At 61.6% G+C, this 26,485-nt stretch carries 23 protein-coding genes; 10 read left to right on the top strand and 13 right to left on the bottom strand.

The window, feature by feature from the left end; all coding sequences use genetic code 11:
* Positions 1 to 51 precede the first annotated feature (51 nt).
* Positions 52 to 513 (top strand): cyclic nucleotide-binding domain-containing protein, encoded by a 462-nt coding sequence (locus LY631_RS01420; RefSeq protein ID WP_274423322.1) that lies wholly within the window; start codon positions 52 to 54, stop codon positions 511 to 513.
* Positions 514 to 583: 70 nt separating this feature from the next.
* Here the strand turns inward: LY631_RS01420 and rpmF are convergent, their stop codons facing one another.
* The 3 genes from rpmF to LY631_RS01405 form a co-directional block, all read right to left on the bottom strand.
* Positions 584 to 766, bottom strand: coding sequence for a 50S ribosomal protein L32 (rpmF, locus tag LY631_RS01415; protein WP_274423321.1), 183 nt, complete (start codon positions 764 to 766; stop codon positions 584 to 586).
* 153 nt (positions 767 to 919) lie between these two features.
* Positions 920 to 1,333 (bottom strand): hypothetical protein, encoded by a 414-nt coding sequence (locus LY631_RS01410; RefSeq protein WP_274423320.1) that lies wholly within the window; start codon positions 1,331 to 1,333, stop codon positions 920 to 922.
* 5 nt (positions 1,334 to 1,338) lie between these two features.
* Positions 1,339 to 2,127, bottom strand: coding sequence for a biosynthetic peptidoglycan transglycosylase (locus LY631_RS01405; protein WP_445082820.1), 789 nt, complete (start codon positions 2,125 to 2,127; stop codon positions 1,339 to 1,341).
* A 75-nt stretch (positions 2,128 to 2,202) separates the two neighbouring features.
* Between LY631_RS01405 and LY631_RS01400 the strand changes: the two genes are divergently transcribed.
* The gene (locus LY631_RS01400; RefSeq protein WP_274423319.1) at positions 2,203 to 3,120 is read left to right on the top strand and encodes a polyprenyl synthetase family protein; all 918 of its coding nucleotides are present in this window, start codon (positions 2,203 to 2,205) and stop codon (positions 3,118 to 3,120) included.
* Between the two features lie 9 nt (positions 3,121 to 3,129).
* On the opposite strand, the gene soxR is transcribed toward LY631_RS01400, so the two are convergent.
* On the bottom strand, positions 3,130 to 3,591 hold the full coding sequence (gene soxR / locus LY631_RS01395; RefSeq protein ID WP_274423318.1) for a redox-sensitive transcriptional activator SoxR: 462 nt from the start codon (positions 3,589 to 3,591) through the stop codon (positions 3,130 to 3,132).
* An 81-nt stretch (positions 3,592 to 3,672) separates the two neighbouring features.
* Between soxR and LY631_RS01390 the strand changes: the two genes are divergently transcribed.
* The 4 genes from LY631_RS01390 (at position 3,673) to LY631_RS01375 (ending at position 8,287) form a co-directional block, all read left to right on the top strand.
* Positions 3,673 to 4,242, top strand: coding sequence for an NADPH-dependent FMN reductase (locus LY631_RS01390; protein ID WP_274423317.1), 570 nt, complete (start codon positions 3,673 to 3,675; stop codon positions 4,240 to 4,242).
* Positions 4,239 to 4,601: an antibiotic biosynthesis monooxygenase family protein gene (locus tag LY631_RS01385; protein WP_274423316.1), complete on the top strand. Its 363-nt coding sequence runs from the start codon at positions 4,239 to 4,241 to the stop codon at positions 4,599 to 4,601. Before LY631_RS01390 ends, LY631_RS01385 begins: the two co-directional genes overlap by 4 nt.
* A 133-nt stretch (positions 4,602 to 4,734) precedes the next feature.
* On the top strand, positions 4,735 to 7,206 hold the full coding sequence (locus LY631_RS01380) for a response regulator (RefSeq protein ID WP_274423315.1): 2,472 nt from the start codon (positions 4,735 to 4,737) through the stop codon (positions 7,204 to 7,206).
* 109 nt (positions 7,207 to 7,315) lie between these two features.
* Positions 7,316 to 8,287, top strand: coding sequence for a glycerophosphodiester phosphodiesterase family protein (locus LY631_RS01375; RefSeq protein ID WP_274423314.1), 972 nt, complete (start codon positions 7,316 to 7,318; stop codon positions 8,285 to 8,287).
* A gap of 1 nt (position 8,288) precedes the next feature.
* On the opposite strand, the gene ispG is transcribed toward LY631_RS01375, so the two are convergent.
* The 8 genes from ispG to LY631_RS01335 form a co-directional block, all read right to left on the bottom strand.
* Positions 8,289 to 9,539, bottom strand: a complete 1,251-nt coding sequence (ispG, locus tag LY631_RS01370) for a flavodoxin-dependent (E)-4-hydroxy-3-methylbut-2-enyl-diphosphate synthase (RefSeq protein WP_274423313.1) — start codon at positions 9,537 to 9,539, stop codon at positions 8,289 to 8,291.
* Between the two features lie 107 nt (positions 9,540 to 9,646).
* Complete coding sequence (locus LY631_RS01365) at positions 9,647 to 11,800, bottom strand: TRAP transporter permease (RefSeq protein ID WP_274423312.1); 2,154 nt, start codon at positions 11,798 to 11,800, stop codon at positions 9,647 to 9,649.
* 140 nt (positions 11,801 to 11,940) lie between these two features.
* Entirely contained in the window at positions 11,941 to 12,984 is a 1,044-nt protein-coding gene (locus LY631_RS01360) for a TAXI family TRAP transporter solute-binding subunit (RefSeq protein WP_274423311.1), read from the bottom strand.
* 149 nt (positions 12,985 to 13,133) lie between these two features.
* On the bottom strand, positions 13,134 to 13,901 hold the full coding sequence (locus LY631_RS01355) for a FadR/GntR family transcriptional regulator (RefSeq protein WP_274423871.1): 768 nt from the start codon (positions 13,899 to 13,901) through the stop codon (positions 13,134 to 13,136).
* A gap of 5 nt (positions 13,902 to 13,906) precedes the next feature.
* Positions 13,907 to 14,899: an ABC transporter ATP-binding protein gene (locus LY631_RS01350; protein ID WP_274423310.1), complete on the bottom strand. Its 993-nt coding sequence runs from the start codon at positions 14,897 to 14,899 to the stop codon at positions 13,907 to 13,909.
* Positions 14,896 to 16,845: a dipeptide/oligopeptide/nickel ABC transporter permease/ATP-binding protein gene (locus tag LY631_RS01345; protein ID WP_274423309.1), complete on the bottom strand. Its 1,950-nt coding sequence runs from the start codon at positions 16,843 to 16,845 to the stop codon at positions 14,896 to 14,898. The genes LY631_RS01350 and LY631_RS01345 overlap by 4 nt, the downstream gene beginning before the upstream one ends.
* The gene (locus LY631_RS01340) at positions 16,842 to 17,789 is read right to left on the bottom strand and encodes an ABC transporter permease (protein WP_274423308.1); all 948 of its coding nucleotides are present in this window, start codon (positions 17,787 to 17,789) and stop codon (positions 16,842 to 16,844) included. The genes LY631_RS01345 and LY631_RS01340 overlap by 4 nt, the downstream gene beginning before the upstream one ends.
* 53 nt (positions 17,790 to 17,842) lie before the next feature.
* A complete protein-coding gene (locus LY631_RS01335) occupies positions 17,843 to 19,423 on the bottom strand; it encodes an ABC transporter substrate-binding protein (RefSeq protein WP_274423307.1) in 1,581 nt (526 codons plus the stop codon).
* Between the two features lie 117 nt (positions 19,424 to 19,540).
* Here LY631_RS01335 and LY631_RS01330 point away from each other — a divergent pair, with 117 nt between their 5' ends.
* Together LY631_RS01330 and LY631_RS01325 are read left to right on the top strand one after the other, a co-directional pair.
* The gene (locus LY631_RS01330; RefSeq protein WP_274423306.1) at positions 19,541 to 20,812 is read left to right on the top strand and encodes a Zn-dependent hydrolase; all 1,272 of its coding nucleotides are present in this window, start codon (positions 19,541 to 19,543) and stop codon (positions 20,810 to 20,812) included.
* Positions 20,813 to 20,910: 98 nt separating this feature from the next.
* On the top strand, positions 20,911 to 21,219 hold the full coding sequence (locus LY631_RS01325; protein WP_274423305.1) for a hypothetical protein: 309 nt from the start codon (positions 20,911 to 20,913) through the stop codon (positions 21,217 to 21,219).
* A gap of 17 nt (positions 21,220 to 21,236) precedes the next feature.
* Here the strand turns inward: LY631_RS01325 and LY631_RS01320 are convergent, their stop codons facing one another.
* Positions 21,237 to 21,845 (bottom strand): TetR/AcrR family transcriptional regulator, encoded by a 609-nt coding sequence (locus LY631_RS01320; RefSeq protein ID WP_274423304.1) that lies wholly within the window; start codon positions 21,843 to 21,845, stop codon positions 21,237 to 21,239.
* 283 nt (positions 21,846 to 22,128) lie between these two features.
* Here LY631_RS01320 and LY631_RS01315 point away from each other — a divergent pair, with 283 nt between their 5' ends.
* Both LY631_RS01315 and LY631_RS01310 read left to right on the top strand, forming a co-directional pair.
* The gene (locus tag LY631_RS01315) at positions 22,129 to 23,289 is read left to right on the top strand and encodes an efflux RND transporter periplasmic adaptor subunit (protein WP_274423303.1); all 1,161 of its coding nucleotides are present in this window, start codon (positions 22,129 to 22,131) and stop codon (positions 23,287 to 23,289) included.
* 6 nt (positions 23,290 to 23,295) lie between these two features.
* Positions 23,296 to 26,442 (top strand): efflux RND transporter permease subunit, encoded by a 3,147-nt coding sequence (locus tag LY631_RS01310; protein ID WP_274423302.1) that lies wholly within the window; start codon positions 23,296 to 23,298, stop codon positions 26,440 to 26,442.
* Positions 26,443 to 26,485: the final 43 nt, after the last annotated feature.

The following is a 26,485-nucleotide window of genomic DNA, read 5'->3' as shown; positions in this document are numbered from 1 at the left end:
TTCTGCGGCATTTTCACCGCAGGTTGCAGGGATCGGGACGGGGACGATCGCATGGCGCTGGATGACGATATCCGCGTGCTGGCCGCGGTAAAGCTTTTCCGTGGCTTTACACGCGAACAGTTGCGCCTCATGGCTTTCGGGGCCGAGACAATCACGCTCGCCGCCGGGCGTAAACTCTATGCCGAGGGTGCCGTGGCGGACTGCGCCTTTGTCATTGCCTCCGGCACCGTCGCCCTTTACCGCCAGGACGGTGACAAACGCACCACGCTATCCACACACGGGCCCGGAACAATCCTCGGTGAGCTGGCCCTGATCGCTGAATCCGAACGTCCCACGAGCGCCTCGGCGCAAACCGAGATGACGGTCATCCGACTCAGCCGCACCATGTTTCGCCGCATTCTGGAAGAGTTTCCCGAGACGGCCGTCGAGCTGCACCGGCGCATCACCGCCGACCTGGAATCCATGCTGGAGCGGATGCGGGCCGCGGCCGAAAGATCCGGCAACGGGAAATAGCGGACACAAGGCTAAAAAGAAAAGACCGGCACAATGGCCGGTCCCTTCAAAGGTTGCCTGAGAGCGGAAACTACGATTCTTTCGGCTCCAGAACCTGGCGGCCGCGATACATGCCCGTCTTCAGATCGATGTGATGCGGACGGCGCAGCTCGCCGGAGTCCTTGTCTTCCACATAGGTCGACTGCTTGAGCGCGTCGGCCGAACGCCGCATGCCGCGCTTCGACGGTGTCGTTTTTCTTTTCGGTACAGCCATTGCACTCTCCGGTAAATCTCGACGACCCCTCGCGGCCCTCACAAGGAGCTTCCGCAAATCCGGCCATGTTCAGAAAATTCCGCGCTCCTATACACGGGAAGGAGCGCCTTGGCCAGTAGGTAGGCCCATTTTTTGAATTCCGCAAGCCCGCGCTCAATCGGGGTCGTCCGTCTCGGCACGAATATCGTACCGGGAAACGAGCTCGGGATGGATAAGCCCGGCGTGCAACATGAGCAGAATGAGCTTGGCGTCCTCACTCTCGCCTTGCTCCAGCGCCGCTTCCAGGCGCTGCGTTGCCGCGGAAAGCCGACCCTGCGTATTTTCCCGCGCAAACTGATCCGCCCCCAACACGCACAGCGCCATCAACTCGCCTGCGGGAGGATAGGCCGTCGGCGACGGTTCTTCCGTCCGCTCGCCTCCGATTACGCTGACGGCGGCGAGCTTCACCCCTTCGGGAATTTGCAGGGGGTGGAGCCCGGCCTCTCGCAACGCCGCATCGAGCCGCCGCAAATTCTCGGACCGCCCGAACCGGCCGAAGAAGCCAATGGAGGTGCCGCGCCTGACCATCTTTGTCACTCCTTCGGCTGCAGGCAGGAAATATAGGCACCGGCCTTGCTTGCGCGTTCCTGAATAATCCGGGCTAGTCGACTGAGGTTGTTTGAAGGACGGGCTGGATTGCGCCCGGCCGGATTCGGCAAGGTAACGGCGAGCAAGGCGGCTTCCCGCGCCGTGAGATTCTGCGCAGCCTTGCCGAAATGATGCCGTGCCGCTGCTTCAATGCCATAGATACCCGGCCCCCATTCCGCGATGTTGAGATAGATTTCCATGATGCGCCGCTTCGGAACAACGGCATCGAAATAGATCGCCAATGGCGTCTCGATAGCTTTCCGCGCGAAAGAGCGTCCCGGCCACAGGAAGAGGTTTTTTACGGTTTGCATGGGGATGGTGGACGCACCGCGCGGTTGTGCACCTGAAAGTGCATCCTGCACCACCGTCTTGACGGCGCCCCAATCCACCCCGCCATGGCTACAGAACTGGCCGTCTTCCGACATCATCACCGCGTAGATGGCGGTATTGCCCGCCTCGTCGAGCCGAACCCATTGCCTGTCATAACCGTGCAGAGCGGCCAGGTCGGCAAGCATGAGTGTGGAAACAGGTTGGACCATCGGGAGGCGGTAAAGAAGTGTCAGCCCCAGCGGCAGGAGGAGAACGATGACGAGCACTGCCGCGAGCCCGCGCAGCAACCTTGCGCGCAGACGCCGCCTACGCCCCTTGTTTCGGCGGCGCCCGCCCTCCTTCCTTTCTGCATCCACTGTCGGTGCAGGCAATCCCACTCTCCCAACTTTCAGTCCCTTTCGCATAGCTTCCGGTTGCGACGCTGGCAAGCAAAGCCGAGGCCCTTGACCGCGGCGCCGATTAGGGCCATCGCTCGCCGCATGGAAGAACCGACCGCCTTTCCCTTCGAAGAATTGCTCGCCCTGCGTGCCGAAGAAGTCGAGAGCCAGTTGCGCCTGCTGCTGGATACGCGACCCCGCGAAGGTGAAATCGCCAGACCGGAAGACCTGGTCGCGGCGATGCGGCACGGCGTGCTCAACGGTGGAAAACGTCTCCGGCCCTTTCTGCTGATGGAGACTGCCGCCCTGTTTGATGCCGGCGGTGAAGCCGTGCTGCGGGCCGCCTGCGCGCTTGAATGTGTGCACTGCTATTCGCTCATTCATGACGACCTGCCTGCAATGGACGACGACGACCTGCGCCGCGGACAGCCGACCGTTCACCGCCAGTTCGACGAGGCCACCGCGATACTGGCCGGCGACAGTCTGCTGACCTACGCCTTCGATATCATCGCCGATGCGGAGACGGATCTGCCTGCCGCAACGCGGCTTGCGCTCGTGAAGGGGCTTGCGCGCGCCGCCGGCCTGGGCGGCATGGCCGGCGGCCAGGCACTCGATCTCGCGGCAGAGCGCGAAACGCCGGGCGAACAGGAGATCGTGCTGCTACAGGCCATGAAGACCGGCGCACTCATTCGTTACGCCTGCGAAGCCGGCGCGATTGTCGGCGAGGCGGGGGCGGCCGAACGGGAGCGGCTGTCGGCATTCGGTGAGGCGATCGGGCTCGCCTTCCAACTTGCCGACGATCTTCTCGACCTCACCGCCAGCCCGGAAACGATGGGCAAGGCGACCGGCAAGGACGCCGCCGCGGGAAAGGCAACACTCGCCGGGCTCCATGGTGAGGATTGGGCTCGCAGCCAGCTATGCGGTCTGGTCGCCCAGGCGGAGGAACTGCTGGAGCCGTTTGGCGAAAAGGCAGCCATTCTGCGCCATACGGCACGTTTTGTCGCCCACCGGGACCGGTAGGAACATGAGTTAGTCCGGATCGAGCAGGCGTGGCCCTGGGCCGGTCTCGGCCAATTCGTCGAAAGGGTTGCGCAGCGGACAGCTCTCCACCGAAAGGCAGCCGCAGCCGATGCACTCGTCCAGATGATCGCGGAGCTGCGTGAGCTTTCGGATACGCGCATTTAGATCGGAGCGCCAATGCTCGGAGAGTTTGCGCCAGTCACTTGCATTTGGGGTTCTCTCTTCAGGAAGCGTGTTGAGCGCTTCCCGGATCGTCGCAAGCGGTATTCCCAACCGCTGCGCAACTTTGATCACCGCCACCCTCCGCAGAACGTCACGGCCATAGCGCCGTTGATTGCCTGCAGTACGATGACTCAAGATGAGCCCCTTCGATTCATAAAAGTGCAGTGCGGAAACGGCAACACCGATGCGCCGCGCCACTTCTCCCACACTCAATTCCCGCGAAATTCGCGGACGGATTTTCTCCGGCATAAAAACTCCAATTTGTTCCTTGACCTCAATTAAGCTTGAGGAATTACACCCTGTGCGTCAATCCGATGCAAGGAGAAAATCATGTCGGAAAAAATCTCTGTTGCGGTCATATACGGCAGCACACGCGCGGGACGCTTCTGCGAAACTGTGGCACGCTGGGTTTTGCGCCAGCTGGAAGGCGATAGCAGGTTCGAGGTCGATATCATCGATCCAGGCGGCAAGACACTGCCAATGGCACCGGGCGACCCGATCGCTCCGGAACTCATGCAGAAGCTGGAAAGAGCGGATGCATTTATCGTCATCACGCCGGAGTACAATCGCAGCTATCCGGCCGCGTTGAAGGCTCTTATCGACTCGGCGCATCGCGAGTGGCAATCCAAGCCCGTTGCCTTTGTCTCCTATGGCGGCATTTCGGGCGGGCTGCGTGCGGTCGAGCATCTGCGCCCAGTTTTCGCCGAACTCCATGCCGTGACGTTGCGCGACACGGTCAGCTTTGCCAATCCCTGGCAGCGCTTTGCGCCGGATGGCACGATGCAGGACGACTCCGCACCTGCGGAAGCCATCGCGCGCCAACTCGCCCACCTCGACTGGTGGGCGCGCGCGCTCAAGAATGCGCGGCTTGCCACTCCGTACGAGGAGATTGCGGCATGACGGTCCATATTTCCAAAGCCGGCGCGGAGATCGAAAACGCACTTGCGCCCACACCCGCCGTTCTCATCAATACCTTTGTCGCGAAGCCGGGGAAGCTCGATGCATTCCTCGCAGTGCAAGCGGCCGAGCTTAGCCGCTTAACGGAGCAGAGCCCGCCGGCGGGATGGCGAGGCAGCCGACTGCATCGTTCGCTAGACGATGACAAGGCGGTGATGGTGACCGTGTTCGACACCGTCGAGGATCACCAGCGCTGGCTTCGAACCGACGAGTTCCTCAACCATGTGAAGATCATCGAAGATTTTCTCGAGGATGGCAGTCCCGGCTACTACGAAATCGTGGCGAGCGCCGGACACTTGTAGCTAGGGATTGGGCGAAGGCCGGTGCGGACCGAGGCACCGGCTCTCGCCCGTTTACATTAATTCAAGATTAATGCCGATCATCGATTTTAACCAAAGGGGTAAGATTCGTTGGGGGGCCTTGATGTCGACCGTGATGACACGTCGATATATGCATCGCAGGATGGTTGCGGTTCTGGCCGGCGTTGTGCTTGTCGTCGTCGCGGGCACGGGGGTTTTGCTGTGGCAGGCCGAAAACGCAAAAAAGCAGGCCCGCTTCAGCGCGTTGATTTCCCACATGGCAGACGCCACCAGCGATGTCATCTACAGTGCGTTGCGGCTGGAGCACATGAGCGCGCATGGCCTGGGGAGCGGGCATTCGGCACCAGGCCACAATCCGCGCCATGGCGAAGCGGCTGCCGGTGGCAGTCCGCAGATCCCGAGCGATGCTCATGAGCAGTTGACGGAGGCCCTGACGCGCCTGGAAGCGGCTTACAACGCAATGGAAAAGGCCGCGAAGGGCGATCTCACGATGCTGGAAAGCCGGCGTAACTCCGATCCCGAATCGGTTGCCGATGAGGGAAGCGACCTGCTTTTCGACGGCATCTCGGAGACGAACGCGCCGCAGTCGGTCCTTGAGTTCTGGACGGGCGAGAACGGCCATACGCCGCTTCGCGTCGAATTGAACAGCATCATGTCGCTTGCCAAGCGGGCCGACATGTTCAGCAATCATTCCGTGCCCGCTGCCCGGCGCGTCTTTACCGATCTCCAGCAACTGGCGAACACGAAAGTCAGACCGCGCCTCAATACGATTTCCGATACGCTTAACCGCCAGATGGTGACCACCTACGGTGCGTTGCAAATCATCCTGGTGATCGTCGGGTTCGGGATCGTTCTGGCGACGCTGGTGGTCGGGGCGCGCATTTTCCTCCCCATGGTGCGGCGTATCCATGACGCGCACCAGGAACTCCATGACACCAACGTTTCCCTGGCAGCCGAAAAACAGCGCGCCCAGTCCGCCGACAAGGCCAAGTCCGAATTCCTGGCCAATATGAGCCATGAAATCAGAACGCCGATGAACGGCGTCATGGGGATGGCGGAGCTACTGGCCAACACCGAACTGGATCAGCGCCAGACCACGTTTGTCGACATTATCGTGAAATCGGGCACGTCGCTTCTCACGATCATCAACGACATCCTGGATTTTTCCCGTATCGATGCCGGCCAGTTAAGCCTCGAATCCGCACCCTTCCGCCTCGGCGAGGCGATCGAGGACGTGGCCACGCTCGTCTCGCCCCGCGTGGCGGAAAAGGACCTGGAACTGATCGTGCGCGTCGATCCGGAGCTGCCTCTGTCCTTTGTCGGCGACATGGGGCGCTTCCGTCAGATCGCCACCAATCTGGTTGGCAACGCCGCCAAATTCACCGAACGCGGCCACATCCTGATCGATGTCTCGGGCGAGGTAGTTGGAAATCAGGCGGAAATCATGGTCCGTGTGGAAGACACCGGCCCGGGAATTCCCGACGAAAAACTCGAAACGGTGTTTGAGAAATTCGCTCAGGTGGATTCCTCCTCCACGCGTCGCCATGAGGGCACGGGCCTGGGCCTGGCCATCGCCGCACGTCTGGTCGAGCTGATGAGCGGGCGCATCGGTGTGGAAAGTACGGTTGGCGAAGGTTCCACCTTCTGGTTCACCCTGCCGCTGGAAGTCGACCGCGAGCACGCCCGGCCGAAGCCGGTCCCCGTCGATGTTTCCGGGGCACGGGTGTTGGCGATCGACGATAACGCCATCAACCGCGACATCCTGCAGGAGCAGCTGAGAAGCTGGGGCTTCGACAGTGCGGCCGTGGACAGCGGCGAACTCGGGCTGGCCTTTCTGCATCACACGGAGAAACTTGGTTCACACGTGGACTGCATCATCCTCGATTATCAAATGCCCGGGCTGAACGGCGCCGAGGTTGCCCGGCGAATACGGGCGAATCCGGGCAGCGCTCATATTCCCATAGTCCTGCTGACCTCCGTGGACCAGGCCGAGACCAGCCGCTTGGCGGTTGATTGCAGGATTGCCGCCGTTTTGCACAAGCCGACCCGGTCCTCAGCTCTTCTGGAAACGATCGTCGCCGCCATGCAGGCCTCCCGCTCCGCCACCGGCCCGGAAACTCCTCCACAACCAACTCCGGCACCGCGTCTGGTCAGCCGCACCGAGGCCACGCCGCGCCGCTCGGAAACAAAAAGCCGGATCGACGTGCTCGTGGCCGAGGACAATGAGGTGAACCAACTGGTCTTCAGCCAGGTGCTTGACGAGCTCGGCTTCAACTATCGCATTGCCGGAAACGGGCGGACCGCGGTGAAAATGCATCGCGCCCTGCAGCCCCGCCTCGTGCTGATGGATATTTCCATGCCGGAGATGAACGGGATCGAGGCAACCGAGGCTATCCGTGAGGCAGAACGCCCGATGAGCAGCTACACACCAATTATCGGCATCACCGCCCACGCACTCACTGGAGATCGGGAAAAGTGCCTGGAATCCGGGATGGACGATTACATGTCGAAGCCGATCTCACCGGAAAAACTGGCGGCGAAGATCGAACGCTGGCTGGACGAGGAGGCCATGGTGGCAACAGCGTGACGGACACGCCGCACGAGGAAATGCTGGTCTACTCTTATTGATGCACGGCGGGCCGCAATTTCACCAAAGATCATCTTGAAATCTCCACGCCGGCAGTGGGAGATTCGCAATGGGAAAAATTCTGATTGGCCTTCTTCTGATCGTGGTTGCGGTCTATTTCTGGAATGCTTCGTGGCTTGCGCCGCTTCCGGAAAATCCAGCGATACAGGTCATTGCGCATCGCGGGGTGCATCAGACCTTCAACCGTGCCGGGATCGGCAACCAGACCTGTACCGCCAAGCGCATTTTCCCTTCCACCCACTCTTTCATAGAGAATACAATTCCCTCGATGCGGGCGGCATTCGAAGCAGGCGCGGATGTCGTAGAGATCGACGTGCATCCCACGAAGGATGGAAAGTTTGCCGTAATTCACGACTGGACTCTCGACTGCCGCACGGACGGCAGCGGCGTGACGCGCGAACACGATATGGAATCGCTCAAGGCGCTCGACGTCGGCTACGGCTACACGGCTGACGATGGCCGGACATATCCCTTGCGCGGCACGGGCGTGGGTCTGATGCCGGCGCTATCAGAGGTGTTGGAGACCTTTCCGGATCACCGCTTCCTCATCAACTACAAGAGCCGAGAGGCCCGCGAGGGCGATATGCTGGCGGCGAAACTCGCCGAACACCCGGAGTGGCGGAGCAGCATATGGGCCGTCTATGGCGGCGATGCGCCGACGAACCGCGCTGTGTCGCTCATCGACGGTCTCAAAGGGTTCGGCGCGTCCGCTGTAAAGACCTGCCTGATGCGTTACATGGCGCTTGGCTGGACGGGACACGTGCCGCAAGCCTGCCGCGACACCTATGTGATGGTCCCGCTCAATCTCAGAAGACTGATGTGGGGCTGGCCCGACCGCTTTCACGCCCGTATGAAATCCGTCGGGAGCGAGATCATACTGATCGGGCCGTATTTCGGCGGCGATAGCGGCACGTCCGGCATTGATACGCTCGATCAGTTGGAGCAAGTGCCGGAAAATTTCAACGGATATGTGTGGACCAACCGCATCGAGGTGATCGGCCCGGCGCTGGCCAAGCGATAGGCTACTCAGCGGCGGCTTTGCCTTGACCGAAGCGGTATTCGATGTAATCGGCCACCATCTTTTCGAAGTCGCCGGCAATATTCGGCCCGCGCAAGGTGGCAGCCTTTTTGCCGTCGATGAAGACCGGCGCGGCCGGCGTTTCGCCTGTTCCGGGAAGCGAAATGCCGATATTCGCGTGTTTGGATTCTCCCGGCCCGTTGACGATGCAGCCCATCACGGCCACCTGCAGCGCCTCGACGCCCGGATATTTTTCGCGCCAAACGGGCATATTCTTGCGCAGATCCCCCTCAATCTTCTGCGCCAGTTCCTGGAACACCGTCGAGGTGGTGCGTCCGCAACCCGGGCAGGCCGCCACGACCGGCACGAACTGCCGGAAGCCCATCGTCTGCAGGAGTTCTTGGGCGACCTGCACCTCGCGGGTGCGGTCGCCGCCGGGCTCCGGCGTCAGCGAAATGCGGATGGTGTCGCCGATGCCTTGCTGGAGCAGGATTCCCATGGCGGCGGAAGAGGCCACAACCCCCTTCGTACCCATGCCGGCTTCGGTCAGACCCAAGTGCAGCGCATGGTCGGAGCGGCGCGCAAGCTCCGTGTAGACGGCGATCAGATCCTGCACCTGGCTCACTTTGGCCGACAGGATGATGTGGTCGCGAGCCAAACCGATCTCCTCGGCGAGTTCTGCCGACAGGAGTGCCGATTGGACGATGGCCTCGCGTGTGACCTCCTGGGCGGTCAGGGGCGAGCCCTTGGCCTGGTTTTCGTCCATGAGGCGTGTGAGAAGCTCCTGGTCGAGCGAGCCCCAGTTTACGCCAATGCGCACTGGCTTGTCGTACTTTATGGCCATTTCGATAATGGCCGCGAACTGTCGGTCCTTCTTTTCCTTAAAGCCGACATTGCCGGGATTGATGCGGTATTTCGCCAGCGCTTCGGCGCAGGCCGGGTGATCGGCAAGCAGCTTATGGCCGATATAATGAAAGTCGCCCACGAGCGGCACGTCGTGCCCGAGCCGATCCAGACGCTCGCGGATCTTCGGCACAGCGGCAGCGGCCTCGTCGCGGTCCACGGTAATGCGCACGATCTCCGAGCCCGCGCGGTGGAGCGCGGCAACCTGGGCGACGGTGGAATCCACGTCCGCCGTGTCCGTGTTGGTCATCGACTGGACGACGACAGGGGCCTCGCCGCCGACCGAGACGCCGCCGACACCCACCCCGACGGAATGCCGGCGCGGGAAAGGAGAGGAAAAGTAACCAGCCATTTCGGCAGCTCCTGCAGGGACGTTATAGGCCTAGCGTTCAGGTGTATAATCCCAATCCCTATGTCAATCCCGGTGGAACCCTAAGTCGGCATTCGGTACGCGCGAGATCAGCTGAACGCTTCGGCTTCTGCCTTACTTTCCGCGGGCCTGCCAGACACCTGGCGATGGCGCCAGATGCCGAACACGACACTGGGCAGAACCAATGCGCCAACATAGACCGCCAGCATGTCATCCGGATGAAAGATAACGACAAAGGACAGCAGCGCGAGGCAAATACGCATTGCGCTGTCGAGGCCGCGCCCCGTCATGAAGCGCCCGAACGTCGCGAAAGTTACGCCGCACGTTCCCACTGCCACAATCAGTGTATCGCGAACCTGCAGCCAACCGGGCTCGACCACCATGTTCTCGCGCACGAAGATGGCGAAGCTCATGAAGGTGATCGGCAGACAGATCTTCAACGCCTCCCACATAGTTCGCATGAAGGACACGTTGGCGATACGCGAGGCGACGGCGGCCGTGAGTGAAGTGGGTGGCGATAATTCGCCCCAGATCGCCAGGAGAAAGGCAAAGAAATGTGCCACCCAGGGATCGATGCCGAGCTGGCGTAGCGGCGGTACGACTATGATGGCCACGATGATGTAGGTCGCCGTCGGCGGCAGGCCGGTGCCGGCCAGCCAGCCGAAGATCCAGCCCATGACGACAGTGATGACGATACCGGGTATGACGATCGCCGTGACCCCGAGGCTCAGCGTCATGTCCAACTGGCCGATCTGCAGGAGCATCGAGCCCATTCGATTGATGAAGCCGGTGACAGTGAAAAGACCGATCATGATGCCGAGTGTAGCCATCAGCAGTGTCAGATAGGCAGTCATCTCCGCATGGGTTTCGATGGTGACGCGAATGCGCCTGAGAAGGGACGGCACAATAAACGTCACGATGCCGAAGCCGAGCGCCGCCGCAATCCAGATCGTCGCCCCCCAATTCGTGTCGCGATAGGCATAGGCAAACAGGAGACATCCCACGATCAGCAATAGACCCACGATATAATCCGGCTCCCCGCGTGCGTCCTTGGTGACCTCGGGATCCTTTAGAACGAACATGAACAGCATCCATGCAGCCATCAGCGCGGCGAACAGGAAACCGGCTGTAAAGAGCGCAGCCCGCAGTGCGCCGTAACCGTACCATCCCATGAGAACCATGAGCAGAATGATGCCGGCGAAGAAGATCGCCGTCTTGCACCAGTCGTAGAGCGGCACGTTCGGCGCGGTGATCGGATCACGCGGCAGAAGCCGCACGCTCAGAAGGTAGACCGCCAGAATGAGCGAGGCGAAATAGACGAACGCGATCGCGAAGCCGCGAAGGACCACGTCCCAGTAGGGAACGCCGAGGAACTCCGCCATCAGAAATCCGGCGACCGCCATCAAGGGAGGCATGATGAGACCGCCCATGGAAGCGGCCGTCTCCACGGCACCGGCGAATGTGCCCGGAACACCGTAGCGCATCATCAGCGGAATCGTGAAGCTGCCCGTCACAGCGGTGTTGGCCGCACCCGATCCGCTGACCATGCCGACGGAGACCGAAGCCAGTACCGAGGTCTGCGGTATGGTGTGGCGCGAGCGGCCCGCTATCCGCTGCATCACGTGAACCAGCGCACCCTGCGCCCCGAATCCGCGTGCTGCGGCGGCAAGCAGCAAGAAAGCAGCGATCAGCGTTAACGCAAGCTGCGCGTATCGGCCATAGACGCCAGTGGCAAGTTCCACCGTACTCGACGTCACAACCCGATAAAGCGAAGTGCCAGGATGCCAGAAAAAATCGATCGGGCTTAGATGGCCCCACAGGGTGTAGCCCATCAGGACGACATTGACCCAGAACAGGAGGGGGTGTGCCAGCCGCGACAACTCCATGACAACCAGGAGCACCATCAGCCCGACGATAAAGTCATGTGTGGTGTAGCGGCCCTGTCGCCAAATCGCGATCTGCTCGTAATTGAGGTAGAAATAATAGACAGAATAGAAACAGGCGGCGGCGTAAATCAGCACCAGCCCGTAATTCAGCCAGCGCGGCAGGCGCGGATAAAGGCCGCCATTCTGGTGCATGACCAGCGTTTGGATGACCAGCGCCATCGGCACAAGCAGAACGGCTAGGTGTCGCCCCCCGCCAGCCCCCGTGAAAAAATAGTTCAGCAACATCGCGAACAGGCCGACCGACAAAATGAAGGTCGCGTTGCGCAGGGTCAGCTGGGCCTTAAACGTATTATTCATCGGCCTGATCCATTCGTTCAGGCAAGGATCCGGTCGATCGGTTACGGATCATATCTGAAACTTTGCGATAGCACGCGTTCACAGCAGCGCTGATGGCGCTTGCCATCCGCGCTGCTGCAAATGCCCAAATGGAAGCAAAATCAGCTCTGGTCGTCGGCGATCGTCCAGCTATCGTCCCAGGCGTCATGTTCCTGGAGGAAACGGGCCAGGCCAGGATGAACGGGTATGTCTGGATTGCCCGCGACACCTGCTGCCTGCGTACCCACAAAATCCTCTGCCAGCGGCCGGAACCCCGGATCTCCTTCAACCAGCGCGTCTATGTTGTCGTGGAATACCGTCAGCATATCGTAGACGATTTCCTCATCCATATCGGCGCGCACATTGTAGCCGAAGAAGATCGGCACGGCATAAACGGTATCGACGCCGAGATCCTGGCTGAAGGCAGTCGACGGATTGATCTCCACCACTGAAAGCCCGGCAGCCCTCATCCGCTCGATTTCCTCATCCGTCGGATTGACCGCTGTGACGTCCGCCCTGAGCTCCGCCTCGCGCCAATAGGTGGGTAGCGATGCGCCGGCGGTCGTATAGGCAGCGGCACCGACGATGGAGCCAGCCTCGAGCGCGTCGGCCGTAGTGGCGCTGTCGATCTCGACATGGTTCTGGTCAAGTTCGAGCGCGTTGAAGATGCGCCCCATGTTGAGCCAGTTCATGAAGCCGGCTGGCGTATAGAAAACCGGCTCGCCCGCAAAGTCCGACCACGAATCGAACTCGTCGGCTCTATCCGAGGACACGACCAGAAAAGTCTCCATCGGATATGCGTAGAATGTGTGTACCAACTCTCCGGTTGTCGGCTCGTAACCCTCGAAAGGGCCCGAACGATCGTAGAGCTGCCGCATTCCGACATCGGCCGTGTAGGAGATCTCGCCATCACCATCCATGGTCGCGATTTTTGCTGCGGTGGTGGACGGGTACGGGTGAACCGTAACGGTGTACTCGTCACCAAGCGCCTGGTCGAGCAGATCGACCATGCTCGATGCGACCGCGTAGCCATAGGAGCCGACGTCTGAAGTATTCCAGCGCATGGATTGACGCTGCGCGTCGGCTGGCTGGATCGTGGCCAGAGTCACAGCACTCACCGCGGTCGTGGCCGCTGCAAGATACAAGGCGTTCCTGAGCTTCATCATTTTTCCTCCTCCTCATCTCACCGCCCTCCCGGTGAAACTATCCCCCATACTGCACTCGATTTCCTGCATTTTACAAGAAGTGAACCAAATTCACGGTTCACCGCGTTTGAGCGCTGGCGACAAGGATGCCAGCGGATTGGCAGTCGGTCTTATTTTCCGAGTCGCAGGAACTCCGGCTTCATCTCCGCTTCACAGGATTCCATGTAGCGCCAGGCGCTCAGCATGTGCTTGTACATGATGGAGCGTACCGTTTCGGCATCTTGTTCCCTCAACGCCTCGAGCAATCGTGTCTGATAGGAGAGTCCCGTCTCACGCAGCTCCGGATTCGGCTGATCGTAGATGCGGCGGCACACGGTGAGATTGCGCAAGAGGTTTTGCAGAAAGCTGCACATGAAACCCAGCACCGGATTGGGGCAAAGCTCGGCCAGAGCGGTGTGGAAATCGAGTTCGGCCATACGCTGCTGATACTCCTCGCCCACCGTTTCGGGTGGATGGTCATAAACGCGCATGGTTTCTTCCAGCCGTTGATAGTCCTCCTCCTGCATATGACCGACGAGGCTTGCCGCGAGCTCCGGCTCAAGCTGGCAACGCACGGTATAGATGTCTGAAATCGAGGGCTGGCGGAAGAAGAAGTAGTTGGCGAGCAATTCCATTGCCCGGTTCTCTCCCAGTGCAGCGACGAATATGCCGCCGCCCGGTCCGGTGCGCGTGGTCACCAACCCTTGCGCTTCTAGCGCCCGCAGCGCTTCGCGCATCGTCCCCTTAGAGGCGCGAAAGCGCTCGATCAGCATCTTTTCCTGTGGCAGCCGATCGCCGGGTTTCAGACGCTGAGTAACGATCCAATCCTTGATCTCATTGCAGATCACGGCGGGACGCTTTGGACCGCGCGGCGCTTTCGCGCTGTTCTTCTTGACCATGCCCGTCACGCCGTCCTCTCCAGCACCGCATTTTCAAGCGGATGGAAGCACGCGGCGCGCCGGCCTTCATCCTTCGTCTCCAGGGGCGGGCGCTTTGCTTGGCAGTCCGCTTCGGCACGCGTGCAGCGCGGCGCAAAGGAACAGCCGGGCGGCGGATTGAGCGGATCGGGAAGCTCGGCGAGGCCTTTCTCTCCCCTGAGCCCCTTCTTGCCTGGAACGGGCGCGGAATCGAACAGAAGACGCGTATAGGGGTGGCATGGCCGGGCAAAAAGCTCCTTCGAGGCCGCTTCCTCCACGATCCGTCCGAAATACATCACCGCCACGCGGTCGGACACGCTTTCCACCACCGACAGGTCGTGGCTGATAAAGACGTAGGTGAGTCCGAACCGGGCCTTGAGATCGTCAAGCAGGTTCAAAACCTGCGCCTGCACGGACACATCCAATGCCGAAACCGGCTCGTCAAGCACAAGTATGTCTGCTTCCGCTGCAAGCGCGCGGGCAATACCAATGCGCTGAGCCTGGCCGCCGGAGAATTCATGCGGATAGCGGTCGAGGAACTCGCGCCTCAGGCTCACCGCGTCCATCAGTTCGTCAAGCCGCTGCTTTCGGTTTCCGGCATCTAAGCCGAGCAGGTGCCTCATCGGCGATTCGAGAATGCGGCGGATGGTCTTGCGCGGATTGAGCGAGGAGACCGGGTCCTGAAAGACGTATTGAATGCTGCGGGCGAGTCCACGAGGCGAGCCTTTGGCGAGTGCTGTCACATCCTCGCCTTTCAGGTGGATCGTACCTTCGGTCGGGGCGTCGAGACCGACCAGCATGCGCGCCAGTGTGGACTTGCCGCAGCCCGATTCGCCGACGATGCCCAGCGTCTCCCCCTCATGGAGCTTGAGATCGACGCCTTGTACCGCGTGCACCTCGGGCTTCTGCTTGCCAAACAGCGTGCGACCGCCGCCGAAAATGCGCGTGAGGCCTTGTGTTTCCAGGGTGGTTTCGCTCATTGCGCGGCCTCCGGCGTTTCGGCCTTAAGCGGCTTGATGCAGCGCACCGCGCGGCCTTGTGCCTGCTCTTCAAGTGCGACATCCCCCTCCCGGCAGGCCGGTTCCACGTAAGCACAGCGATCGGCGAAGGCACAGCCCTGCGGCAGCCGGTTAACCGCCGGGGGGAGGCCGGAGATGGCGTCGAGCCGCCGTTCAGGCTCGCCCAGCACCGGCACGCAGTCAATCAGCTTGCGCGTGTAAGGATGAGCCGGCGAATTGAGCACCTCGTCCGTCGGCCCGGTCTCCACGATCCGGCCGCCATACATCACCGCCACGCGGTCGCAGATCTCCGACACCACGCCGAAATCATGGGTGATGAAGAGGAGGGCAGCGCCCTTGTCGTCCTGCAGTGCATCCATAAGCTTGAGGATCTGCGCCTGCACGGTCACGTCGAGCGCGGTGGTCGGCTCGTCGGCGATGAGGATTTCGGCGTCATTGGCGAGCGCCATGGCGATTGCGATGCGCTGGCGCATGCCGCCGGAAAGCTCATGCGGATAGGCATTCGCCCGCTCTGCCGCGTTGGGGATGCGCACCATTTCCAGAAGCTCAACCGCCCGCTTCCACGCGTCTCTATAGGAAAGCGGCTGGTGCGCGCGTATGGCTTCGGTCACCTGGTCGCCCACGGTGAAGAGTGGATGCAACGTAGAAAGCGGATCCTGGAAAATATAGGCGAAAGCACCGCCGCGCATTTTGCGCAAGTCGGCCTCGGAAGACTCCAGAAGATCGCGGTTTTGATAAAGTACGCGCCCACCGGCGATACGCCCCGGCGGCGTCGGCACAAGACCGAGCAGCGACATGGCTGTGACGGACTTGCCGGAACCCGATTCGCCCACCAGCCCCAGGCACTCACGCTCCCTGAGCTGGAACGAGACGCCGCTGACAGCCTTGTAGACATCGCTGCCGACGCGGAACTCCGTTCTCAGGTCCTGCACGTCGAGTGCCGCCTCCGAAGGGGCCACTGGCATTGGCGGTACATTGTCTCGCTTCACCGCTGTGGCGGCGGCCGGGCGGCTGAGCGCGCCCGATTTGAGCCGCGGGTCCAGCACGTCGCGAATGCCGTCGCCCACCAGATTGATGCTCATCACCAGAGCGAAGATCATCAGGCCGGGGATGATCGAGACATGCGGCGCCGTGAAGAGGAGCTTGCGTCCCTCGCCGAGCATGGAGCCGAGATCGGCCTGCGGCGGCTGGGCGCCGAGGCCGAGGAAGGAGAGCCCCGCCGTCTCCAGGATCATCCAGCCGACCGTGGTCGACATGGTGATCACGATGACCGGCAGCACGTTGGGCAGCACCTCGGTCAGAAGAATGCGTAGGTGCCCCTTGCCCGAAAGCCTTGCTGCATCGACGAACTCGCGATGGGCGAGTGACAGCGTCACGCCGCGGATATTGCGGGCGAAGAACGGGATGTTGACCACGGCGATGGCGTAGAGCGCGTTCATCAGGCCGGGGCCGAGCACGGCGACGATGGCGAGCGCCAGCAGGATGTAAGGGAAGGCCATGAGCATATCGATGCCGCGCATCATCACGTTGTCGGTGCGCCCGCCTGCATAACCGGCGACGAGCCCGATGGCCGAGCCGACAAAGGCCGCCACCAACGTGGCCGAGAGCCCCACAGCGATAGAAACGCGAGTGCCCCACATGAGCCGCGAGAAGAGATCGCGGCCAAGCTCGTCCGTCCCCAGAAGATGGCCATCGGTCAACGGGCGCAACAATCGGTTTGCCGGGTTGGTTATGTCGGGCGGCGCCAGCGGCAAGAACGGCGTAAGTAGCGCTGTCAATGCGAGCATTACCAGCACTGCGAGCCCGAACGCCGCCAGTCGGTTGGCGACGAGCAAGGTGAAAAAGCCAGGCCGGCCGCCCTTTTTCGCCCGCCCATCCGGTGCGGCTGTCTGCGTTGCCGTGGTCATGACTTCAGCCTCGGATCAAGCGCGTGCTGGGCCATGTCGGCCAGCAGGTTGAAGAGAACGTAGCTCGCCGCCACCACCAGCACGCCGCCCTGCACCAGAAGCAGGTCACGCGTGGAGATTGCCTGCACCAGCATCCGGCCGATGCCCGGCCACTGGAACACGGTCTCGATATAGACCGCCCCACCCAGCACGAAGCCGGCCTGGATGCCGATGACGGGAATAACGCCAACCAGCGCGGCCTTGAAGGCGTGGCGGTAGATCACCCGACGTTCGGAAAGCCCCTTGGCGCGTGCGGTCCGTATGTAATCCTGCCTGAGCACCTCCAGCATCGAGGCCCGTGTAAGGCGGGCAATCACGCCCGTGGCCACCACCGCGAGCGTGACCGCGGGCAGGAGGAGGTGGGTGAGAAGGTCGGCCAGGTCGCCACCACCATAGACGGCATACATGCCTGATGGCGGCAGCCACTGCAGGTTGACGGCGAAGACGAGGATCAGGAGCAGGCCCAGCCAGAAGGAGGGCATGGAGATGCCGATCAGCACGAAGAAGGTAACGATGCGGTCCGTCCAGCCGAACTGGCGCACGGCCGAGACGATGCCGGCGAGCAGTCCGAAAACCGTACACAGAAGAAGCGAGGCTCCGGCGAGAATCAACGTGGCGTTGAAGCGCTCCAGAACCTCGTTGAGAACCGGCCGGTTGAGCGAGTAGGAACGGCCGAAATCCCCCTGGAGCAGGTTGCCGAGCCAGATGAAATATTGCTCCGGCAGGGTCCGGTCGAGGCCGAGCTGCCGGTTCAACCGTTCCACGTTCTCCGGCGTGGCATACGAACCGAGAATAGCGGTGGCCGGATCGCCGGGGATCATCGCCATGATAAGAAAGACGATGACCGTCAGCCCCCATAGAACGGGCACTGCCAGCACGATTCGCTTGAGGAAGTAGGCGAGCATAACGCCTCCACTGCTTGGCCGCGGGCTGGCAAGAGCGCCCGCGGCCTTCGTGGTTACTGCTTGGCCACGTCTTTCAGGAGCAGGAAGAAGGACGGCTGGAGCTGAAAATTCTGCACCTCGGCCTTGGCCACCGCATTCTGCTTCCAGTTGGCAACGAAGGCCCAGGGCGCATCCTCGTGGACGATCTCCTGCATCTGGCGATAGAGCGCGGCACGCTCCTCCGGCTCGGTGGATTGCCGCGCCTGCTCGAGGATCGTGTCGACCTCGACATTGGAATAGTAGCCGGAATTGAAGCCGCCTTCGTCCGGCATGGCCTCCGTGCGCAGCGTGAGATAGGGCAGGGTGTCGGGATCATTGGTCATCCACGCCATCTCCGCCATATCAGCCTTGCCTTCCAGCCCCGGGTTCACCCGGTCGAGGAAGGTGTTCCACTCATAGGTCTCAATCGTCACGTCCATGCCGATGGCAGCGAGATCGGCCTGGATGGCGGTGCCCATGGCCACGGGATCGAGCATGCCCGAGCCGCCCTCCGTGACGTAGAAGACGATCTCCTCGCCATCATAGCCGGCTTCCTCAAGAAGCTCGCGCGCCCGGTCGGGATCATAGGGATAAGGCTCCAACTGCTCGTTATAGGCCCAGGCGAAGGCGGGCGGCGTTGGCCCGGCGGCGATCTCGGCCGTGCCCTGCAGCACGTTCTCCACGATCGCCTCCTTGTTAATTGCGTAGTTGACGGCTTGGCGCGCCGCCTTTTCCTGGAACGGCCCTTCCTTCATATTAAGGATCAGGAACCAAACATGAGGCCCCGCCTGCTCGTAGATCGTGAAGGCCGGATCCTCTGCGAATTGCGCCACGTTATCCGGCGGCACTTCCACCATTAGATCGATGCCGCCCGAAAGCATTTCGGCAATGCGCGTGTTGGCGTCGGTGATGGGGCGGAAGACCACGGCCTCAAGCGGCGGCGGGCCGTCCCAATAATCCGTGTTGCGCTCCACGACGACGCGCTGGTTGCTCACCCAGTCGGCAAACCGGAACGGTCCGGTGCCGGAGGGATTGCGGCCGAAATCCTCACCGTGCTCTTCGACCGCGGCCGGCGAGACGATCAGGCCGGTCGGATAGGCCAGATTGGACAGAAACGGCGCATAGGGCTCGTTGAGGGTAAAGGCGACCATGTGCTCGTCCTCCACCGTCACTTCCTCGACCGCGTCGAAATAGAAGGCGAGCGGGAAAGGACCGGTATCGTGATAGGGATTGTCTTCGTTCAGCATGCGATCGAAGTTGAACTTCACGGCGTCCGCATTGAAGGGCGAACCGTCGTGAAAGGTCACACCTTCACGCAGGGTGAAGGTGTACTCGGTCCCGTCATCGGAGACTTCCCAGCTTTCGGCCAGCGCCGGCTCCACCTCCAGCGTGCCGTCGCTATAGCGCACGAGGCCCTCATAGACGTTCATCAGGATGCGGAAATCGTTGACCGCGGTCACCGCATGCGGATCGAGCGACTTCGGTTCGGCGATCTGGCCGACGATCAACACGTTTGGCGGCGTTTGGGCGGCAGCGGGCTGCGCGCCCATCGTTGCCACTCCGACAACCGCGATTCCGGCGAGCGCACCTTTGAGCGCGCGCATGAACCCTCTCATGACGTCCTCCACTTTTTTGGCCATCTGCCCTGTCATCTATTGTGATCGTAATTTATCATGATAAATACGCAACCCTCTATTCCGCTTTTTTGTAGTCAAATTTCCGGCAGGCCGGCCATGACCCAGAACAATTCCGCCCCTCGGATCGATCTTCAACGCCTACGCCGCGACATGGAAGCACTGGGCGCGATCGGCCGCAACCCGGTGACCGGCGGCGTCGACCGCGTCAGCTTCTCCGACGCGGACATGGAGGGCCGCCGCTTCGTTGCCGGTCTGATGGAGGATGCGGGGCTGGCGGTTGCGATGGACGGTGCCGGCAATCTCTCCGGCCGCTGGGAGATCGGCGAAGGGGCGGCGGTCATGCTGGGCTCCCACCTCGACAGCGTGCCGGATGGCGGCATGTTCGACGGCGCATTGGGTGTGCTGGCCGCGCTCGAATGCGTGCGCGCCATGAGGGAGGCTGGGTGGGTCCCGGTCCGCCCGGTCGAGGTGATGGCGACGGCAGAAGAGGAAGGCCGCTTCGGCGGCATGTTCGGCGCCCAGGCGCTGGCCGGACAGGTCACGCGCGAATGGCTGGAGACGGCGCGCGACGACGGAGGCACGCGCCTCTTCGAGGCCATGCGCGCGCAGGGGCTGGAACCCTATAAGGCCCTTGAGGCGAAGCGGCCGGAAGGTTCGATCGCGGCTTTCCTGGAAATTCATGTGGAACAGGGGCCGGTGCTTGAGAGGGAGAAGAAGTCCGCCGGCATTGTCACCGGCATTTCGGGCGTCTTCAACTGGACGATCCGGCTCGAGGGGGAGGCCAACCACTCCGGCACCACGCCGATGGAGATGCGCCGCGACGCCTTCGCGGGACTCGCGGATTTCGCCCACGGAATCCCCGAACTCATAGCCGAAGATGGTAGCGAAACGAGCCGTGTGACCATCGGTAAAGTTTTGGTGGAGCCCGATTTTCCGCACACGGTGCCTGGGGCAGCCGAGTTCTCCCTCGTCGCGCGCGACATGGAAGAGGACGTAATGCGGCGCCTCGCGGCGGGCGCAAAGGCGCGCATAGCGGCGGCTGCAGAAAAGCATGGCCTCACAGTCTCGATCAATGAGACAAGCTGGCTTCCTCCCACTCCTTGCCACCCCGAAGTGATCGCCGTGTTCCAGCGGGCAGCAGAGCGCCTCGGCCTCGATGCGCCGCTGATGCCCAGTGGGGCCGGCCACGATGTACAGGTCATGGCCGGTATCACCCGCGCCGGCCTTATCTTCGTGCCCTCCGTCGGCGGCATCAGCCACGCGCCGCAGGAGAGGACGGAATGGGACGACATCGAGGCCGGCACCAACCTGCTGCTTTGCGCTGCGATGGAACTTTCCGGTGATGCTTCCCGTGAGTTATTGCGCTGAATCTGGCACGAGAGCGCTTCTGTCACGCGATCATGGAACCGAGTGCCACACGCGCTGGTTAGGGTGGCGAGAACTCAGGGGCTCTTCAGGAGATCGCCATGCATCATGGACGCCACCAAGACATACGTGAAGATGTGCAAGATCAGCTTGTGCGCCTCAGTCACGAAGTTGCTGGCTTGAAAAAGCAGATGGCAAGCCGTGGCCGAGCAGCCTATCGGGACACGCGCCATGTGGGCGAAGATTTCGCCGATGTGATGCGGGACTACATGCACAACATGCCGGACATGCGGCAGCAGGCTCACAGGTTGCAGAAATCCGCCCAGGCCCACCCGGCCACGACGGCAAGCATTGCAGCGGCGAGCGTCATCGTACTGGGACTTGCGGCCAGCCTTTTCATGCGTCGGTAGACCGAGGTTCGTCGACCTCAGCCGCGGGCGAGAGCAAGTTCGATCAGCGTGACGAATTTGCAGGAGTAATCACGCGCGTGAGTGCCGCACAAGCCGCGGAGCTTGAGCCCGTCCAGAATGCCGAACAGCATATCTGCCAGAAGCGGTGCCGAAAGGTTGCGGTCTTCCAGTTGAATGCCGCGCCTTCCGGCCTCCTCGGCGATTGCCTGGGTAAAGGCCTCTACTAGGTTTTCCCGCCATGCTGAAACGATATCGGCTGCGATCTGGTTTTCCACGTCAACGAGCTCGTCGCCGTGTGGTGAATCCTCGATGATATGAAAGAGTTGGAATAACCCGCGATCCAATGCCTTGATGAGCCGATTGCCGAGCGGCGCGTCCTCGCGCAGGGCTTCGAGCGCGCCGGCAAGTGACTCGTCCAGGAAGACTTGCCCCACAGCCCGGAATATATCCGCTTTATTGCGGAACTGAAGGTAAAGTGCAGGCCGGGAAATCTCAGTGGCACGTGCTATGTCGTCCATCGTCGTGCGTGAGTAACCGTAGGTCAAAAAGACCTGCTTCGCCCCTTCGAGAATACGCTCCCGTTTGGGGTCGCCTCGTGCTTTTTCCGTGGTTCTCAATATGCTCACGATTGTCACAATTCCGTTGTTGACAAAATGACGAATTTTGTCAATGTGTCGGCCGCCTGATCGCGCGTATTCTTTACGAATACACTCTGGGCTTTCTGCGCTTCATCAATGGTGACAGCCCGTTGTCAGGAGTGAGCGCAGCGTGGCTTTTTGCAGCGCAAAACGGCGATAGAAACAATCGGAGCACAAGCTCCCTTTGGCGAGATTGAATTCAACGCCCGCCGGTCCCATTTCGGCGGGGATTGTGCCGCCTGACGGCCGCCTTCAGCACATTGGGAATGTCATGGGAAAGCTTAAGTTCCATAAAGTTGCGGCCGTGTTTGTTCTCTTGGCGACAGCTGCGTGGATCGCCACAGGCGAGTTTTCATCCGTGGGCAGCGCGCGTCAGGAAGAGCCCGCAATGGCATCCGCGGCGACAACACCTGAGCCGGAAAGCGAACAGCCCGCTCTGAAAACCGTTCATGTTGCGGTGCCGCCGCGCCAGGAGCACGCGCGCAACATTCGCATTTCCGGCGCCATGGAAGCCGATAAGGATGCCATACTGGCCGCCCGGACAGATGGCATCGTCGAGGAGCTGCCTTTTGCTGAGGGCGATCAGGTGGAAGAAGGCGATGTTATTCTGCGGGTTGAGGCCGAAGGCAAGGAGGCGGCTGTCGAATCGGCGCGTCAGCAGCTTGCCCACCGCGAAGCCGAGGCTGCGGCTGCCGAACGGCTGGCCGAGAGCGGCAATATCTCGACTATCCAGCGGGAAGCCGCGCGTTCGGCCCTGGCCAGCGCGCGCTCCGCGCTTGAACAGGCGCAGGCGGAGCTTGACCGCATCACTGTCCGCGCGCCCTTTCCTGGCATCATTAACACCCTCGACGTGGAGCGGGGAAGCGCCATATCGGTGAACGGCCAGGTGGCGACGCTTTTGAAGCTCGATCCCATTATCGCCGTTGGCGAGGTGAGCGAGCGCTATCTCGACACGGTCGAAATCGGTGACGAGGCCGAAGTGCGCCTCGTCAACAATGACGTTCTGAAGGGCCGGATTCGATACATCAGCCGGCAGGCCTCGGCGCAGACGCGCACCTACCGTATCGAGGTCGCCATTGCCAACCCCGACAACAGTATCCCGGCCGGCATGACGGCCGAGATCGACATTCGTGCCCGTATGGTGGAGACCGCAGCGTTGCCGCGCTCGGTTGTAACGCTGAACAGCGAGGGGGAATTGGGCATCCGGGCGGTCGATGATGCCGACGTGGTGAACTTTTACCCCGTCGATATTGTCGACGATACGCCCGAAGCGCTTTTTCTGGCCGGGATTCCTGCCGACACCCGTGTGATTGTCGCCGGGCAAGACTTCGTCACTGAGGGAGAACGGGTCAACGTCGATACGATCGATCAAAGCACGTTGCGTGAGCTTGCTGCCGGAGCGGAATTCCCCACGGCGGAACCGCAAAGGTAGTAAGCCATGGATCTGGTCCAACTTGCCATCCGGAACGCACGGCTCACGCTGTCCATCCTTGTGTTCTTTGTGATCGCGGGGGCGCTGGCCTATATCAACATTCCCAAGGAAGCTGAACCCGACGTTCCCATTCCTTTTATCTACGTCAGTCTAAGCCTCCAGGGTATTTCACCGGAAGACTCGGAGCGCTTGCTCCTACGCCCGGTAGAAACGGAGCTGAAGGGGCTGGAAGGCGTCAAGGAAATGCGCTCGTCGGCATATGAGGGCGGCGGCTTCGTGCTGCTTGAGTTCCAGGCCGGCTATGATTTCTCCAACGCGATCGAGGACGCGCGCGCCAAGGTCGCCGATGCCGAGCGCCAGTTGCCCTCGAGCGCGGACGATCCCTCGGTGCACGAGGTCAATGTCTCGGAGTTTCCCATCCTCGTCGTGACGCTCTCCGGTAACCTGCCAGAGCGGATCCTTGCGAAAGCGGGGCGGGATCTACGCGACCGTATCGAGGAGATCCCCGGCGTTCTGGAAGGGGGGCTACAGGGTGCACGGGACGAACTTGCCGAGGTTATTATCGATCCGGTCAAGCTTTCCTCCTACGGGCTCGAGCTCGACCAACTCGCGGCAGCCGTGAATGCTTCGAACAGCCTGGTGGCGGCCGGTGCGCTGGAGGGATCAGAGGGGCGTTATTCCGTCAAGGTGCCCGCGCTGATCGAGACTCCCGAGGATATCGCCAACCTGCCGATTGTCGCCACGCCGGACGCCGTGGTGCGCGCGCAGGATATCGCCAGGGTGCGTTCCACCTTCACCGATGCCGAGACCATTACCCGCCTTGACGGCAAGAGCGCGATTGCCATCGAGGTGAAGAAGCGCGTCGGCGCCAACCTGGTTGACACGGTCGAAGCAGTCAAGGCCACCGCGGCCGCGTTCGTCGCCAACCTGCCCGAAGGCGTGACCGTCACCTACAGCCAGGACAAGTCGGTGATGATCCGCGATATGCTGAGCGACTTGCAGAACCACGTCCTGATCGCGGTCATCCTGGTCTTCATCGTCGTGCTTTACATGCTGTCGGGCCGCTCGTCGCTCCTGATCGGCCTGGCTATTCCCGCTTCCTTCCTGATGGGGATCTATTTCCTTTCGCTTGCTGGTTACACGGTCAATATGATCGTGCTGTTCAGCCTCATCCTGGCTGTCGGCATGCTTGTGGACGACGCCATCATCGTAACGGAGTTCGCCGAGCGCCGGATGACCGAAGGCATGCCCCGCGCCCAGGCCTTCGAGCTTGCCGCAAAACGCATGGCCGGCCCTGTCATCGCCGCCACCACGACACGCATTGCCGCCTTCTCGCCGCTGCTCTTCTGGCCAGGCATCGTCGGCGAGTTCATGAAATACCTGCCGATAACGCTCATCGTTACCCTCTCAGCATCGATGCTCTACGCGCTCATTTTCGTGCCCACGCTCGGAGCGATCTTCGCCAAGGCACATGTGCAGGAGGAGCCCGGACCCGACGGCTGGTATATCCGTTTCGTCCGGCGTGCGATCCACTATCCCAAAACCGTCCTTCTTCTGACGGTGGCGCTGCTTGTCGCGGTTCAGATGGCATATTCCAAATACGGAGCGGGGGTCGAGTTCTTCCCCGATGTCGAACCCGAATACGGGCTCATGTATGTCCACGCGCGCGGAAATCTTTCGCTCGACGAGATGGACCGGCTGGTCCGCCCGGCCGAGGAGAAGCTCCTCACCTGGCCGGGCATCGAGTCCGTCTATACCCGCGTCGGCCAGACGCGCGGCGGCGGCGAGGATATCGACGAAGACGTCGTCGGGGTTATCCAGTACGAATTCATTGATTGGCGCGAGCGCAAGTCGGCCAACGATATCCTGAACGATCTCCGCGCCGAGATGGCCGGTATGGCGGGCGTAGAGGTGGAAGTCCGCGTGCCTGATGCCGGCCCGCCCACGGGACAGGCGATCCAACTGCAGCTCTCGGCCATCGATCCGGCGCAACTGGAAAATCAGGCTCTGACGGTCGCCGAGCGGATCGGCCAGATCGAGGGCGTCATCGATATTTCGAATGGGCTGCCCCCGCCCGGCGTCGATTGGGCGATCCAGGTGGATCGCGCCAAGGCCGCCCAGTACGGGGTGAACCCGACCTCCGTGGGCACCGTGGTCCAACTCGTCACCAACGGGCTCAAACTATCGGAATACAGGCCGGCCGGCGTCGACGATCCTGTCGACATCCGTCTGCGCCTGCCCGAGGATCGGCGAACCTTGTCGACGCTGGATCAGCTCCGCGTGGAGACGAACCAGGGACCGGTGCCGATCTCGAATTTCGTCATTCGCACGCCGGAACGCAGCACGGGGGTCCTCAAGCGGATCGATGGCCGGCGCACGATTACCGTTACCGCCAATATCGCCAGTGACTATCAGGAAGCCGCGGTCCAGGCTGAGGTGAGTGAAGCCATGCAGGAACTGGATCTAGGCGCCACACGGTGGAAGCTCGCCGGTTCCAGCGAGGAGAGCGACGAAGCGGCGGCCTTCCTCATGAACGCCTTTGGCGCGGCGATCTTCCTCATCTTCGTCGTGCTGCTCGCGCAGTTCAATAAGTTCACAAGCGTCTTCCTCGTGCTGATGACGGTGGTGATGTCGACGATCGGTGTCTTCCTGGGCCTGCTTATCACGGGCCAGACCTTCGGCATCGTCATGTCCGGTATCGGGGTGATCGCGCTTGCCGGCGTGGTGGTGAACAACAACATCGTGCTCATCGACACCTATGACCGTCTTCGCGAAGAGGGCATGAACAAGTATGACGCCATTATCCAGACCTGCCGCGAACGCGCCCGGCCAGTGTTGCTGACGGCGATTTCGGCGGTTCTGGGCGTGCTGCCGATTGCCTTCGGCCTCGGCCTCGAACTCTTCCATCATGAGGTGACCATCGGCGCCCCGTCGACGCAGTGGTGGATGTCGCTGTCGAGCGCCATCGTCTACGGCCTCAGCTTCGCCACCGTCCTTACCTTGGTCGTCACCCCAGCGGCGCTTATGGTCTTCACGCGGGACAAGCGCCCAACCGGCGACAAGCGCAGCATTTTCTCCCGCCTGTTCCGTCGGCGCCGCGGCAGCGATTCCGGAGATGAGGGAGCGGACGCCCTTCCCACTCCCGCCGAATAGTCAGTGGCTCCGGGCGCGGCTACGGAACCTGCCGTGCCCTTGC

Source organism: Chelativorans sp. YIM 93263, assembly GCF_028767125.1.
Taxonomy (GTDB): domain Bacteria; phylum Pseudomonadota; class Alphaproteobacteria; order Rhizobiales; family Rhizobiaceae; genus Chelativorans.
This window is presented reverse-complemented; position numbering and strand designations above follow the sequence as displayed.

Excerpts from the sequence above, each read along its gene's own strand:
- LY631_RS01375 (WP_274423314.1), top strand. The coding sequence starts at position 7,316 with ATGGGAAAAATTCTGATTGGCCTTCTTCTGATCGTGGTTGCGGTCTAT.
- LY631_RS01390 (WP_274423317.1), top strand. The coding sequence starts at position 3,673 with ATGTCGGAAAAAATCTCTGTTGCGGTCATATACGGCAGCACACGCGCG.
- LY631_RS01335 (WP_274423307.1), bottom strand. The coding sequence starts at position 19,423 with ATGAGAGGGTTCATGCGCGCGCTCAAAGGTGCGCTCGCCGGAATCGCG.
- LY631_RS01310 (WP_274423302.1), top strand. The coding sequence starts at position 23,296 with ATGGATCTGGTCCAACTTGCCATCCGGAACGCACGGCTCACGCTGTCC.
- ispG (WP_274423313.1), bottom strand. The coding sequence starts at position 9,539 with ATGGCTGGTTACTTTTCCTCTCCTTTCCCGCGCCGGCATTCCGTCGGG.
- LY631_RS01365 (WP_274423312.1), bottom strand. The coding sequence starts at position 11,800 with ATGAATAATACGTTTAAGGCCCAGCTGACCCTGCGCAACGCGACCTTC.
- LY631_RS01355 (WP_274423871.1), bottom strand. The coding sequence starts at position 13,901 with ATGGTCAAGAAGAACAGCGCGAAAGCGCCGCGCGGTCCAAAGCGTCCC.
- LY631_RS01345 (WP_274423309.1), bottom strand. The coding sequence starts at position 16,845 with ATGACCACGGCAACGCAGACAGCCGCACCGGATGGGCGGGCGAAAAAG.
- LY631_RS01360 (WP_274423311.1), bottom strand. The coding sequence starts at position 12,984 with ATGATGAAGCTCAGGAACGCCTTGTATCTTGCAGCGGCCACGACCGCG.
- LY631_RS01325 (WP_274423305.1), top strand. The coding sequence starts at position 20,911 with ATGCATCATGGACGCCACCAAGACATACGTGAAGATGTGCAAGATCAG.
- LY631_RS01420 (WP_274423322.1), top strand. The coding sequence starts at position 52 with ATGGCGCTGGATGACGATATCCGCGTGCTGGCCGCGGTAAAGCTTTTC.
- LY631_RS01350 (WP_274423310.1), bottom strand. The coding sequence starts at position 14,899 with ATGAGCGAAACCACCCTGGAAACACAAGGCCTCACGCGCATTTTCGGC.
- LY631_RS01380 (WP_274423315.1), top strand. The coding sequence starts at position 4,735 with ATGACACGTCGATATATGCATCGCAGGATGGTTGCGGTTCTGGCCGGC.
- LY631_RS01340 (WP_274423308.1), bottom strand. The coding sequence starts at position 17,789 with ATGCTCGCCTACTTCCTCAAGCGAATCGTGCTGGCAGTGCCCGTTCTA.
- LY631_RS01405 (WP_445082820.1), bottom strand. The coding sequence starts at position 2,127 with ATGCGAAAGGGACTGAAAGTTGGGAGAGTGGGATTGCCTGCACCGACA.
- LY631_RS01330 (WP_274423306.1), top strand. The coding sequence starts at position 19,541 with ATGACCCAGAACAATTCCGCCCCTCGGATCGATCTTCAACGCCTACGC.
- LY631_RS01385 (WP_274423316.1), top strand. The coding sequence starts at position 4,239 with ATGACGGTCCATATTTCCAAAGCCGGCGCGGAGATCGAAAACGCACTT.
- soxR (WP_274423318.1), bottom strand. The coding sequence starts at position 3,591 with ATGCCGGAGAAAATCCGTCCGCGAATTTCGCGGGAATTGAGTGTGGGA.
- LY631_RS01400 (WP_274423319.1), top strand. The coding sequence starts at position 2,203 with ATGGAAGAACCGACCGCCTTTCCCTTCGAAGAATTGCTCGCCCTGCGT.
- rpmF (WP_274423321.1), bottom strand. The coding sequence starts at position 766 with ATGGCTGTACCGAAAAGAAAAACGACACCGTCGAAGCGCGGCATGCGG.
- LY631_RS01410 (WP_274423320.1), bottom strand. The coding sequence starts at position 1,333 with ATGGTCAGGCGCGGCACCTCCATTGGCTTCTTCGGCCGGTTCGGGCGG.
- LY631_RS01315 (WP_274423303.1), top strand. The coding sequence starts at position 22,129 with ATGGGAAAGCTTAAGTTCCATAAAGTTGCGGCCGTGTTTGTTCTCTTG.